Annotated in this window: 13 protein-coding genes; 3 read left to right on the top strand and 10 right to left on the bottom strand. The window is 37.5% G+C overall.

Going from position 1 to position 13,536, the window contains the following annotated elements:
• Positions 1 to 57: 57 nt before the first annotated feature.
• The 6 genes from QL998_RS03785 to QL998_RS03760 form a co-directional block, all read right to left on the bottom strand.
• Positions 58 to 2,631 (bottom strand): M1 family metallopeptidase, encoded by a 2,574-nt coding sequence (locus QL998_RS03785; RefSeq protein WP_290192173.1) that lies wholly within the window; start codon positions 2,629 to 2,631, stop codon positions 58 to 60.
• 149 nt (positions 2,632 to 2,780) lie between these two features.
• On the bottom strand, positions 2,781 to 3,461 hold the full coding sequence (locus tag QL998_RS03780) for a hypothetical protein (RefSeq protein WP_138488564.1): 681 nt from the start codon (positions 3,459 to 3,461) through the stop codon (positions 2,781 to 2,783).
• A gap of 99 nt (positions 3,462 to 3,560) precedes the next feature.
• A complete protein-coding gene (locus QL998_RS03775; RefSeq protein WP_002958007.1) occupies positions 3,561 to 3,911 on the bottom strand; it encodes a DUF2750 domain-containing protein in 351 nt (116 codons plus the stop codon).
• A gap of 17 nt (positions 3,912 to 3,928) precedes the next feature.
• Positions 3,929 to 4,507 carry a glutathione S-transferase family protein gene (locus QL998_RS03770; RefSeq protein WP_024605976.1) on the bottom strand — a complete coding sequence of 193 codons (579 nt, stop codon included), beginning with the start codon at positions 4,505 to 4,507 and terminating at the stop codon, positions 3,929 to 3,931.
• A 64-nt stretch (positions 4,508 to 4,571) separates the two neighbouring features.
• Positions 4,572 to 4,853 carry a peptidylprolyl isomerase gene (locus tag QL998_RS03765; RefSeq protein WP_002958009.1) on the bottom strand — a complete coding sequence of 94 codons (282 nt, stop codon included), beginning with the start codon at positions 4,851 to 4,853 and terminating at the stop codon, positions 4,572 to 4,574.
• 86 nt (positions 4,854 to 4,939) lie between these two features.
• Positions 4,940 to 5,515: a glutathione peroxidase gene (locus tag QL998_RS03760; protein WP_290192172.1), complete on the bottom strand. Its 576-nt coding sequence runs from the start codon at positions 5,513 to 5,515 to the stop codon at positions 4,940 to 4,942.
• 81 nt (positions 5,516 to 5,596) lie between these two features.
• Here QL998_RS03760 and QL998_RS03755 point away from each other — a divergent pair, with 81 nt between their 5' ends.
• From QL998_RS03755 to QL998_RS03745, 3 genes are all read left to right on the top strand, one after another.
• Positions 5,597 to 6,085, top strand: a complete 489-nt coding sequence (locus QL998_RS03755; RefSeq protein WP_182194705.1) for a GNAT family N-acetyltransferase — start codon at positions 5,597 to 5,599, stop codon at positions 6,083 to 6,085.
• Between the two features lie 117 nt (positions 6,086 to 6,202).
• Positions 6,203 to 8,197, top strand: coding sequence for an ATP-binding protein (locus QL998_RS03750; protein WP_182194708.1), 1,995 nt, complete (start codon positions 6,203 to 6,205; stop codon positions 8,195 to 8,197).
• Between the two features lie 54 nt (positions 8,198 to 8,251).
• Complete coding sequence (locus tag QL998_RS03745) at positions 8,252 to 9,379, top strand: response regulator (RefSeq protein ID WP_290192171.1); 1,128 nt, start codon at positions 8,252 to 8,254, stop codon at positions 9,377 to 9,379.
• Between the two features lie 46 nt (positions 9,380 to 9,425).
• On the opposite strand, the gene queG is transcribed toward QL998_RS03745, so the two are convergent.
• From queG to QL998_RS03725, 4 genes are all read right to left on the bottom strand, one after another.
• Positions 9,426 to 10,559, bottom strand: a complete 1,134-nt coding sequence (queG, locus tag QL998_RS03740) for a tRNA epoxyqueuosine(34) reductase QueG (protein ID WP_290192170.1) — start codon at positions 10,557 to 10,559, stop codon at positions 9,426 to 9,428.
• Positions 10,560 to 10,625: 66 nt separating this feature from the next.
• Positions 10,626 to 11,846, bottom strand: a complete 1,221-nt coding sequence (locus QL998_RS03735) for a methyl-accepting chemotaxis protein (protein ID WP_182194714.1) — start codon at positions 11,844 to 11,846, stop codon at positions 10,626 to 10,628.
• Positions 11,847 to 11,891: 45 nt separating this feature from the next.
• Positions 11,892 to 12,596 carry a glycerophosphodiester phosphodiesterase family protein gene (locus tag QL998_RS03730; protein ID WP_290192169.1) on the bottom strand — a complete coding sequence of 235 codons (705 nt, stop codon included), beginning with the start codon at positions 12,594 to 12,596 and terminating at the stop codon, positions 11,892 to 11,894.
• On the bottom strand, positions 12,593 to 13,459 hold the full coding sequence (locus QL998_RS03725; protein ID WP_024594632.1) for a DMT family transporter: 867 nt from the start codon (positions 13,457 to 13,459) through the stop codon (positions 12,593 to 12,595). The genes QL998_RS03730 and QL998_RS03725 overlap by 4 nt, the downstream gene beginning before the upstream one ends.
• Between the last annotated feature and the right edge of the window lie 77 nt (positions 13,460 to 13,536).

The raw sequence follows: 13,536 nt of genomic DNA, 5'->3' as shown, positions 1-13,536 counted from the left end.
GCCGCTGAATTTATTTTCAGCGGCTTTTGTATTTTTATAGCTCAATAAACCTAATAATTACTTACTTTTTAAAAAGCTATTAACCGATTCAAGTTCACGTGTTTTAAGCGCGATACAATCGTTTGTGCTTTCTTCAAGCTTACTTAATGTACGAGCGTAACCAGCTACATCAGCTACTTTTTCGTTAAAGAAGGTTTTTGTTGTCGCTAAACTTTCTGCATCACAGCTTGCAGTTGTAAAGTACGGCAAGTTAGGTATAAAGAACGGCGGTAAGCTTGCTGTTACTTTATCGTAGTTACTGTAAACCCAATCAATAAATAATGCTTGGCGCTCATCTGTGTAACTTTGACCTGACAAAATAGTACGCATGTCAGATGCCGTTACTTTATCCGTTAAGCTATAAGCTAATACCGCTTTTTGTAACTCAGGTTTACCAAAAAAGCCCATAGCTGCAAGCATGTTTGTGCGTACTTGCGGATCTTTAGTCGTTTTAAACGTTGTCATGAATTGATCAAGCAGCGCTTTGTCACCATGAAAAGCAGCAAGAGTTAAGTACGTACCCGCTAAGTATGGGTCTACTTTTTGTGGATCATTTAAATAAACCTGCGTTTGTTCTTTGGCTTTATTGATGACGTTTTGATCTTCACCATCAAAACCTAAGCGTGATACAACGGCTGCACGAAGTTGTGCAATAGCACCATCTTCACCCGCTTTTGCTTCTAAACCATATTTTTTAGCAGCAGGCGTTACTGCACCGCGAATAAATTCAGGCCATAGGTCTTTATTGCTATCGTCTTTAAAAGTGCGCTGTTGCGACACTAAGTAACCTAGTGCGGTATTTGCTACGCGAGGGTGGCTATCGCTTACGAACACTTCAAGTGTTTGCATTAACTTAGTAGCAGATATAACACCAGCATCAAGTAGCGCATCAGTAGCAGATAGTAACGCTAAGCGTTCACGGTCACTCAGTACGCTTGGCGCCTTTTTAACAAGTGCGCTAAATTGTGCATCATCCATTACCCAGCGGTAGTAGCCTAATGCACCTTGGTCAGGATAAATCCACTCTGGTTCAAAGTCTAAATCTAGTGTTTGGCTTTGTTTATTAAGTAATACGTTTGCTGTTTTTACTTTATCGCCAGCACCATATTTAATTGCAACAGGTACATTCCATAGCTGCTCTGGCGCATCAACGCCTGCGTTTACAAAGCGGCTTTGTGAAATAGTTACTTTGCTACCTTGTTGAGTTACTTTAACTAGTGGGAAAGAAGATTGCTCAATAAACGATTTTAAAACACTCGCTACGTCTTTATTTGATGCTTTACCAAGTGCTTCCCATAAGTCGGCCGCTTCTGCATTTTTATATGAAAACTCTTTTAAATAACTTTGAATACCTTTTTGAAATGCATCTTCGCCAATCCAGTTTTCAACCATAGCAAGTACTGAGCTGCCTTTACTGTAAGCAAGACCTAAACCGTCCATAATGTCGGCTTCAGTTTTAATTGGCTTACGAATAGGCTTGGTGCTTAGGCGTGCATCAAGTGCCATTACGTTGTTTTGTGGCAGGTCTAAGTGCGATTCAAACTCAGGGTTAAGCTGTTTAGTAATTTTTGCAGCCATCCAGCTAGCAAATGCTTCGTTTAACCATAAGTCGTTCCACCATTTCATGGTTACTAAATTACCGTACCATTGGTGAGCAAGTTCATGAGCAATAATTGATACATTACGCTGTTTTTTACTGCGTGTTGCTGCAGCTAAATCAACTAATAAAATATCTTCTCGGTAGGTTACTAAGCCTGAGTTTTCCATTGCGCCAAATGGAAACTCTGGTACCGCTACTGAGTCTAATTTTTTGTAAACGTAAGGAATACCAAAATACGCTTCAAGTGCGCCCAGTACTTTTGGCATGTTTTCTTTTGCGTATTGGGCTAAGTGAATTTTACCTTGAGGGGTAATTACACGACCAGGAATTGGCATGCCTTTAATATCTAATTCTTCAAATGGGCCAACAGCCATCGCGACTAAGTATGAAGGAATTGGCGGCGTTTTATCAAAAAAGTGTGTGGTCATATCGCCATCAACCGTTGTTTTTAGTTCTGGCGTATTTGAATATACTTTTTGTGATGTAGGCGCGGTAATCGTTAACTGAAATGGAATTTTGTAACTTGGCTCATCAAAAACAGGAAATGCACGGCGTGCATCACTCATTTCAAATTGAGTAAATAAGTAAGGTGTGCCTTGGTCTAACGTTTTGTATAAACCAACACTTTGACGGTTATATGGCGCTGAAAAATCAACTTTAAGGGTGTATTTACCTGGTTGAATTTGCTCATCACAGCTAAATTTAACTTTACCTGTTTTAAGCATTTCGTTGTTTAAGTCACAGTTTTCGTCGCCAAGCAGTTGCGCCATTTTAACAGCGTAAGCTACGCCATTTAATTCAATGTATTTTGTTGGTTTTAGTACTTCTAGGGAAATCTCAGTCATCCCTGTGAATGTATCTTGGCTCGGATCGAGTGTTAACGATACCTGTTGTGAACTTGGTTTTGCGAGTTTTTCAATAACGAATTCGTTAGCGTTTGCAGTACCCATTGCCAAAGCAACGCTCACTGTTAAGAGGCTTTTAAGAAACATAGTGATCCCTAGATTGTTGTTGTTAGAAACTACCCTAAATAGGCTTTTTTATGCTCATATTATTAGGGGGGTTAGATATCCTAACAGTTTTTTTTAATAGAGTAATTGATTATAACGATGACTTTAAGGGGAAATAGTAACAAAGTTTGTCAGTGGCTTTCGCGTGTTATAAAACGCTGCCAATGCAGGTGTGAGTTAATAATACGTATTTTTTGGATCACGTTATTTAATAAAAGCACGTCCTTAAATTCATTATGTGGGTATTCGTTAAATCCCATGAGATAATTAAAGGCGTCTTTAGAGTTGGCTTGCAGAGCATGTATACGCACTTGTTGCTCAAAGTTAAGACGAAGGCTGCTTATGGCTGTTTTCATACCGAGTTGATCAACGTTTGGTATATCACACTTTTGTAAATAGCCGGCTCGCTCACCTTCACCTGAAAACCAAATACGGACTTTTTCACTGTATCTGCCAGTTTTAGCGGGTAAGTCGAACATTAATCGTTGTTGATTTTGTGATTTTATGAATGCTAAATATTCATTAAACCCGGCATCTATAAGTGCCTGATGCACTGGAACTAAGCGAGGTTTTATCTTACCGTGAGTATGAAAATTAAAACATAAGACATCTTTTTCAAGGGACAGATCATCAAGCGTTAGATAGCCAATTTCATCGCTATATGCACCACTGTAGTATGCAATTAGAGGAAGCCAAAAATGCCAGTGTTTTGGTTGCTCACGTGCAACTTTAAAATCACCGTATATATATCCATTATAAAGAGTGTGCAGTTCCATGGCTGAAAAGGGCCGGCGACCAAGATGGGTTTTCAACGTAATACCTTGAAAATAATGATGTGTTTTATTTTATACCCAACTAGCAGTAGATGCTAGTCGGGTTTTATCCGCTCTTAAAATAAAGCGTATAAAGTATTATTCACTTAATGCGCGAGCTAAACCAGTAGGTTCAATCTCTGTACATACTTGGTCATCATTCCAGTTAATGCCAACAAGTGCGTTATCTTCATTTAAATCTTCAACCCATGCATCTAAAAATTCATCAAGATTTATTTCTACAGGGCTGTAGTCTTTCCACTCTTCTTTACATTGCGCTTTAGCTGCTTCTTCACTTTCCCAAAGCAGTAGTACGTCAGTTTCGTCAAATTGGTTAGAATCGCACACTACAAAGCCATTATCTTCTGCACCAAGTGCCCAAATTACTTCGCTAACACGTACTTTTTCTACAAAGTTAACTAGTTGTGATTCAATTTCGATATCGCTCATGTGTTTACCTTTTTAAATTAGTGACGAGGATTAGTATCTATTGCTGCTTGACGCTTGCCATATTGCTTATGAAAAGCAACAAGCTCTGAATACTGACTAAAGTCAGTTAATTCACGAAAGCAAATCCAATCAAGCAGGCAGTATAAACTGATGTTGAGGTATTCACAGCTTTTAAATTCTTCATCGCTTAAATGGGTATTTAAAAAGCTTAATGTTTGTTCAATTCGTTCGTTTTGCAAATTAAAAAAGAGTTTATCGCTTTTGGTGTCAAATCCAGAGCGTTCACATAGCAGCATTTCTACTAGCGAATCGTTACAGGCATTTATAGTCGTAAGTAAGTGCTCTTGCGGCCACGTTAGTTTTGGTTGACCTGTTTTTTCAAGTAAATAGCGCAATATAGAATTAGAGTCACTAAGTGTTAAGTCGCCATCTACCAGAATAGGAATCTTTCGAGCTGGATTTTTACTGGCCATAGTAGGGCGATCTTGCTCAGAAAATATATCAAGACTCACAAGCTCTAGTTTACAGTTGTTTTGTTGTGCCCAAATTCTAATTCGGCGCACGTAAGGTGAAGGTACAGAACCAATTAATTGCATAATTACTCCATAAAAAAGCCGCATAAGCGGCTTTTATAAAACGTTACTTACGATACAGTTAAATTTATTCTGAACGGCTAGTAACTTCAAGTAAATGATAACCAAATTGAGTTTGCACAGGGCCTTGTACTTGGTTAATTGGAGCTGAAAACACAACTTTATCAAACTCTGGAACCATCATACCAGGACCAAACTCACCAAGAGCACCGCCATCCTGACCTGAAGGACAATTAGAATGTGCTTTTGCTAATTCAGCAAAGTCTTCGCCTTGCTCAATTTTTGTTTTTAAGTCTAAGCATTGTGCTTCACTGTCTACAAGTATGTGTCGTGCGCTTGCTACTGTCATAAAATCTCCCGAATATAATGTGGTGTTTTTTTAACCGAATTGAAATGTCATTCTAGTTAGTTTCAACTAATTGTACCAGTATAAACTTATTTATTAGAAAACACAGTTTCAATTGCAGTAATCATTTGCTCTGAATTAGGTGCCACTTTACTGTTAAACCGTAAAATTGTTTTACGATCAGCAGACACTAAGTATTTATAAAAGTTCCAATTTGGAGAGCTAGTTTGCTCATTCAAATATTTAAAAATTGGATTTGCTTCGCTACCACGAACTTTGCTGGTAGCAAACATAGGAAAAGTTACACCATAATTTACAAAGCATACTTTTGCTGTTTCTTTTTCATTATCTTCTTCTTGAAAAAAGTCATCAGATGGGAACCCTAATACGACTAAACCTTGATCTTTGTATTGTTGATATAATGCCTCAAGGCCTTTAAATTGAGGTGTAAACCCACAATTACTCGCCGTGTTTACTATTAATAAAGGCTTATTTTTGAATTTGCACAAGTTAATAGATTCTTTTGAGCGAAGCTTTCGCATATCTACATTAGTAAAATCTTGACAGTTTTGGGCAGAAGTTTGGTTAATAGTTGATGATGTTTCAGCTTGGAGTGAAGTATTAATAAATAAAGCCATTAATCCTATTATAATTTTTTTTAGCATTACATTACCTAAAATTTACGATTGTTTGATTGGATAATCATACGCTAATATGGAACAAATTGATCAACCCCCAAATGACCTATGACAATCCGTTTAGCAACTATTAATGATCTTAATGAAATTGTAGCCATTTATAACGAAACCATTGCAGGTCGAATGGTAACTGCAGATACCGAAGAAGTTACTGTTGACGAAAAGCGTGACTGGTTTAATAGCCATAACGATAAAAGGCCTATTTATGTTTACTGCGAAAATAACCAAGTACTTGCTTGGGTAAGTTATAAATCGTTTTATGGGCGTCCTGCTTACGATGGCACAGTAGAGATGAGCATTTACATTACCCGTAAAGCACAAGGTAAAGGGCTTGGTAAAAAGCTAATGATATTTGCTCAAACACAAGCTAAGCAATTAAATATTAAAGTATTGCTTGGTTTTATTTTTAGTCATAATTTACCCAGTGTTAAATTGTTTAAGCATTTTGATTTTGAAATATGGGGCGAGCTACCAAGCGTTGCCATAATGGATAACAAGCCCTACAGCCTGACTATTTTTGGAAAGCATCTTAAATAAACTGTTTTATGAAACCTTGTAATATTTTTTTACAAAAAAAATAGGGCTTTATGTCAATTAAATAAAAATAGACTACGCTGTTAGGATATTAAGTTTATTAATTTGAAGTGTGGCTTGATGATTCGAAAAATATTAATTATTGATAGTAGTAGTGTCATCGCGATGCGTGTGAAAGTGCTTTTAGAATTAATAGGGTGTGAGGTCGAATTAATTCATTTCAGCATGCTAGACATGTATACCAATATAGGCGATTACGACTTAGTTGTTGTTGCCCATGGTGTGCCTGTTGATTCTATAAAACCGCTTGTAAGCGAAGTAGCGCAAGAGCGCTTTATGCTGCTTGCGCCAAAAGCACAAAGCGGTGAACAACTAACTGCGTTTAGCGAGCTAAATCATATTGCGCCTGACGCAACCGTGGTCTACCCATTTTTTTCTAATAAAGAAATGACTTCTCTTTTAGAGAGCCTATTAGAATTAGGCTCTAACCATATTTTGCAATTACCTACTATTTTACTCGTCGATCATGTTCCTGAACGTCTCGAAAAAATGAAAAATAGCTTAATCGGTGCTCATATCGAGACTCATACTGCAACAACCTCCGCAGAAGCTTTAGAAATTAGTAAAGAAAAGCAAATAGATATACTGATAAGCGATTTTATTTTAGATGACGGAACAGGTTTAGGAATTTTTTCAAATTTAAAAGTAACCCAACCGCATTGTCGTTGTTTGTTATTTACCTCACGCCCTGATCAAGTTTCAATGATCGACGCAATTCGTCAAGGCGTAGAAGACGTACTTATTAAACCTTTAAACGATAGCTCATTATTACAATCAATACATAAATTATGGCAAACAGAGTTATTAAAACGTCATAACGCAGAGCTTGTAGAAAGGCTACAAGATACGGTTGATGCACTGATTGAAAAAGACAGCCTACTTCAGGTTATTTATAAACATACGCCCGATGCAATTATGTTATTTGAAAAGTGCGGTAGAGTGATAGAAGCTAATGATGCTTGCTTGAGACTATTTAACTTACCGTTTAATGAACTCGAAGGTAAATCAGTATTTGATTTTTTAGATGATGATTCAATTTTAGGTATTAAAGATAAGATTTCGACATTAAATAGTAATCGACAATTTAGCTGCGATTTACGTTTATCTAAAACAGCAGGAGGTTATATACCTTTAGTTGGCTCTTTTAATGAGATAGATCACCATGGCGAAATAGCACTTGCGGTCATATTTAAAAATGTAACCCATCTTAAGCAAAAAGAGGATTTATTACTTGAAGCAAAAGATGTTCTTGAAGAGCAAGTAAGAGCGCGTACTTCACAACTCGAGCATGCTAAAAATGTGGCTGAGGCTGCAAACTTAAGTAAATCAGAATTTTTAGCAAACATGTCGCATGAACTTCGAACACCTATGCACTCTATTTTAAGCTTTTCGCGTTTTGGTTTAACTAAATTAGAAGCTGGAGATTTTGCAAAAGAAAAACTCATTAAGTATCTATCGCGAATAGAGAGTAGTGGTGAGCGTTTACTGTCGTTACTAAATAATTTACTCGATCTATCTAAGTTAGATGTGGGTAAGTTTCCATTTAATCCTCGTCCGTATAATCTAGCTAACATCATTAAAACAAGTATTGATGATGTATCTGGTACGGCAATGGAAAAAGAAATTGAGATTGTATTTACCGCACAGCTATTACCTGTAATTGCGCAATGTGATGAAGAGCAAATAAACCAGCTACTTCGAAACGTATTGGGTAATGCACTTAAATTTAGTGAACCAAAAAGTAAAATACAGGTAAATTTAGAGTCAGATAATAAACTTGCCACCATAAAGGTTACCGATAATGGGGTCGGTATACCAGAAGATGAACTAGAGCATATTTTTACTAAGTTTGTACAAAGCAGTAAAACAAATAGCGGTGCTGGTGGTACAGGGCTCGGTCTTGCTTTGTGTCGAGAGTTTGTATCTTTACACCAAGGTGAGATCACTGCACGTAACAACGAAAATGGTGGTGCAACTATATTTATACAAGTGCCATTAGAAATAAATCTAGACGAGCGTTTAGCTGAAGAACAGCTAATACAGCACAGTAATTAATTGTTTTTTGGCAAGCCAAGTAACTTTTTTGAGAATTTGAATGGATGATAAATTATGGCCTTAACTAAAATTCTTGCCGTCGATGACGAGCCTTTTAACCTTGAGATAATTGAAGAAATTTTAGAGGAGCTTGATTTTGAATTACAAGTAGCAACGAGTGGTCCTGAGTGTTTAAACATGGTTGAAGGCTATATGCCTCAGGTTATATTGCTCGACGTAAGTATGCCGCAAATGAACGGCTATGAAGTATGTAAGGCACTTAAAGCAAATCAAAATACAGCACACATAATTGTTGTGTTTGTATCGGCTCGGGGCACAGTTGAAGAGCGAATGGAAGGCTACTCGGTTGGTGCAGAAGACTATATTGTAAAACCCTTTGGCCATGATGAACTCAAGTCAAAGCTTAAAAATTTAAACCAAGTACTCGTTGAAAAACAAAGCCTTGAAAAGCAAGTTGAAGATGCTACATCTACTGCATTTAATGCCATGGCTAACAGCAGTGAGATGGGGCAAATAGTTAACTACGTTGAAAATATAGGCTTTATTAATGACCCTCAAGAACTAGGCAAAGCGTTGATTGATTGCCTGCAGTCTTTTGATTTACAAAGTAATGTTGAGTTTAGAGAAAGTAATGAAATTAGTCATTTTGCGCTAAATGGCTTGTGCTCACCTATTGTGGTGGAGCTATTTGAAATGCTTAAAAACAAAGGTCGCTTACATGAATTTTCGCATCGAATTTTAGTTAACTATGAATTGATTAGCTTACTTATTTTAAATATGCCTGATCACGACCCTGATAAGCACGGGCGTATACGCGATCACGTGTGTTTTATTGTTAGTGTAACCGAGCAGCAGCTACGCGCCATCACGACTAAGAAAATGCTTGAAGCACAACAAGCAAAACTTAATGCCGTAGCAAGTACAGTCCATAGTAAGTTTCATGGCTTAATTAGCTTATTGAATGACAACCGTCAAAACAACGAAAAAGTGTTTAAACAGTTACAAGAAGAGCTTGAAGAGCGTATCCCAACAATGGGATTAGATGAAGACCAGGAGGTGTTTATTTATAAAAAAGTAGATGAAACTATCCAAAACTCAGTAGCCAGAGAGGAGTCTGTTGTACAGGTAAAAGCAGCTTTTGCTGAAATTGAGCAAGATCTGTCATTGCTTTTAAAGAGCTAAATATACTTAATTAAATAATGTTACTTTAAGGCTTACACCAACTGCATTATGCATCTCTGGGTAAGCCTTTTTCTACTATTCTGATTAATCTGGCTGTTTTACGAACTTGTAATCGTTGCTTATCGTTTTGTTGAGTAAGCGCCCATTCAATATGTTCTAAAACAAGCTCGCTGCATATTTGGCTTTTATCCTGTAAGGCATGAATAATAGCCGGACTAAACTCTGCATTACCTAAACCGACCGCTATATTACGTAACCAACGTTCGTGACCTATGCGACGAATAGGGCTGCCTTCGGTATTTTTTAAAAATGTAGGCTCATCCCAAGCAAACAGCGCAAGTAAATCTTTATTTTTTAATTGAGTACGGGGATGAAAGTCATTTTCATCCGTTATTTGTCCATAACGATTCCAAGGGCATACCAACTGGCAATCATCACAGCCATAAATGCGGTTGCCTAATAAAGTTCGGTATTGTTCGGGTATGGGTCCTTGGTGTTCTATCGTTAAGTACGATATGCATTTACGTGCATCAACAACGTAAGGCTCTACAATTGCACCTGTTGGGCAAAGCGTAATACAAGCAACGCATTTACCGCATCCCTCAAAGGTGTTCTCTGCATCTATTGGTAGGGGTAAATCAATAAATAGCTCGCCTAAAAAAAACCACGATCCTGCTTCTTGATTAATTAATAAAGAATGCTTACCACGCCAACCTAAACCGGCTTTTTCGGCGAGTTGACGTTCAAGTACAGGAGCTGAATCTACAAAGGGCCTAAAGCCATATTCGCCAATTTCTTGTTCTATTTTTTGACCTAGTTTTTTTAAACGATTACGCATTAATTTATGGTAATCACGACCCAGTGCATAGCGGCTGATGTATGCTTTTTCTTTATTTTTTAAGGTTTTTGCAAAGCCAGCATCGGGAGGGAGATAGTTCATTTTTACAGATATAACACGCTGTGTACCAGGTACTAATTCAGCAGGGCGAGCGCGTTTCATGCCGTGAGTAGCCATGTAACCCATCGAGCCGTGGTAGCCAGCATCAAGCCAGCGTTGCAGTTGGGCTTCGTGCTTAGATAGGTCAATATCAGTAATACCTACTTCGCTAAAACCAAGCTCTTGCCCCCAGGTTTTTATTTGCAGGGCTAATTTTTCATAGTCTGGGGTAGGGTTGCTCACACACTTCACACACTTAAATTAATAGCTGCGTAATTTACCATATTTCTCTGAGCCCGAAAACGCTTCTTAGCGGACAAAGCGCTTTAACTGTTGTTGGGTTTGTAAGCTTAACTGTTGAGATTGTTGGCAATCGCTAAGGGCTGTATCTATTTGCTGTTTAGCTTGCTCACCTAGCGCTACAATTTGTTCTACCGATTGGTGAGTATCGGTTTGAGTATCTTCAAGCATATGCACCGCGTTAGCTATTTGTTGTAACTGTTGTTGGTTGTGCTCAAATTCACTCAGCATTTTAGTAAAGCCATCACAGGTTGCACTAATTGAGCTTTGTGCATTATTGGAGTGGGTAATTAATTGCTCTGACTCTTTATTCGTCTCGTTTACTAAATCATTCATTTGAGTAATAAAGTCACTTATTTGCCTAGTTGCGCCACTCACTTTTATTGAAAGCGTGCGTACTTCGTCTGCAACTACGGCAAATCCTCTGCCAGCTTCACCCGCTCTAGCTGCTTCTATTGCGGCGTTGAGGGCTAACAAATTAGTTTGATCAGAAAACTCTTCAACCATTTTTAAAATACTACGAATGTTTTCACTGTTCTCTTTTAGTCCCGCAATTGTATTTGAAAAGCTACCTAGCATATTAGTAATCAGTTTTACCTGCTCTACTAAAGCAGCGAGTTCTGACGCAGATAGTTTTACAAAGTTAAGGTGTTCATTATTAACGTTATGTACGCTATCTGTATTATTTACTATGTCTTGTAAGCTTTGGGTTATTTGCATACTGGCATTAATAATACTGTGGCTTAACTGTATTTGTTGCTCACTTGATTGCTCAGTATTTTTCATTGATTCAGTGACTTGTGTATTGCTGTGTGCACTCGCTTGAGCACTGTTATATGTTGTGCTGAGTAACTCACTTAAATGGGCAGTAAATATATTGTATTGTGAACTTAAATCTTTAAATTCGTCATACGAAAAGTGGGGAAGTTTTGCTGCTAAATTTGCATCTTGTTGGTTTATTTCTATCAAAGTATCGCGCATAGCAGTAACAGGGCGAACAATTAAAAAACGCATATAAAAAAGAGTAAAAATAAAACCAGATATAATCACAAGCGTAAGCAGCCAAAATAGCCCTGTACTTTGCTGTTGTTCGCTTAAACTCTGATGCAGCCAAAGTAACGTAATTGCTTGGAACAATAATACAAAACTTAAATTACCGACTATTTTACGGGTTAACGTAAAAAAGAATGTTTGCTCTATATAGTTATAAATTTTCATGAAACCACTCATTATGCTCAAGCCCTACGATTGTTATTTAAGTGAGGGGAATGTAAGTTAGCCTTTTTGTAACGACAACAAGTAAGCTTTGGTTCGCGCTGGGTAATTTGTAAAAATTCCGTCTATGCCATACTCAAGCATTAGCGCTATATCTTGTTCTCTATCGACCGTATAAGCATAAATCTTTAGGCCTCTTTTTTTTGCATCCTCTGCAAAGGCCTTATTTATAAAGGTTTTATCTGCATGTACGCTATAAGCGTTTAAATCACTAGCAAACTTTGCATAGTTAATTGGAATAGAAGAAGTAAGGGCGCCTATTTTAAGCCATGGTAGCTTGTTTTTAAGCCACTGTAGTTGATGATGATCAAACGATGATACTAAAATATTGGCTTTCGATATTTTTTTAGCTTCAATGTTTTGTTCTAATTGAGCCACAAACCTTTCTAGTGCAAACGTGTGTTTAAGCTCAATATTTAATAAAGATTTATTGTTATTCCAATCAAACAGCTGCTGAAGAGTAGGGATTTTTTCACCATTTCCAGCATCAAGCTTAGAGAGCTCATGAGCGGTAAAGTTACTCACCCTACCTTTACCGCTGGTGGTTCTATCAAGCCATGAGTCGTGTATTACCATGTAATCATCTAAGGAACTTTGAATATCTACTTCAATACCATCAACACCTACTTTTAACGCTTCTAAAATAGCGCTTTTGGTGTTTTCAGGAAAATCCCCACTGGCACCACGGTGTGCAAATACTTTCATTGTCGAGCCTTTTTAGTGATTGACCACGTTTCAAAACAAGCGGCACTCACTATGAGTGCTCCACCAACTAACGTCATAACAGTAGGACGTTCATGAATAATTACTATAGCCAGTATGGTGCCATAAAGTGGCTGCAAGCAAGAAATTAACCCCGCAGTTGCCGCTGATAAATGCTTTAAACTTGCTGCAAATAACGAGTGCGGTGTAGCTGTAAATATAACACCCGCTACAGCAATTAAAATCAGGTCGTGATTACTAACCTCATACACTGGTACTTCTATAAATGCACACAACATAATGCTTGCCACTAAGGTTTGATAAAACATCGTTTGCGGCCCGCCATATTGGCTAAAGTAGCGCTTATGAGTAATGTTTCTTATTGAAAAAAACAATGCCGATATCACACCAGTTATTACACCCAAGGTTACATCGTCGCCTAAGTTTGCACTTGGTACTAATAAGTAAATACCTAAAACAACCACCGCTGCACTTATTATATCTTTTGCTTTTGGCCTGCTTTTATTAAATAAGGGTTCTAAAAACACTGTCATTACGGGATAGCTAAAAAATGCCAGCATTCCAATAGTTATACCGGCCATTTGCATACCAGCAAAATAGGTAACCCAGTGAATACCCACAGCAACACCTAAAAATAATGCAATAAGGTAGTCTTTAGGCTTGTTTAGTTTAATTTGTTTTTTTTGAAAATAAAGCATGGCTAAAATAGCCATTCCTGCAATTGCAGTTCTGTAAACGGTAATATCTAAAGCATTTAAACCAATAAGTTTGGCAAATAGAGCGGTCCCGCCAAAAAGTAATACCGCTATGTGTAAATAAATTAAACTTTGTTGCTGAGGCTGCATTTAGTTTCCTTGTTGTACTTTTTGAATATATTAACATTGCTTAAAAATTCTTAAGATGAATTTTTTACCGCATGACA

This window comes from Pseudoalteromonas sp. APC 3691 (genome assembly GCF_030408135.1).
In the GTDB taxonomy this organism is placed as follows: domain Bacteria; phylum Pseudomonadota; class Gammaproteobacteria; order Enterobacterales; family Alteromonadaceae; genus Pseudoalteromonas.
This window is presented reverse-complemented; position numbering and strand designations above follow the sequence as displayed.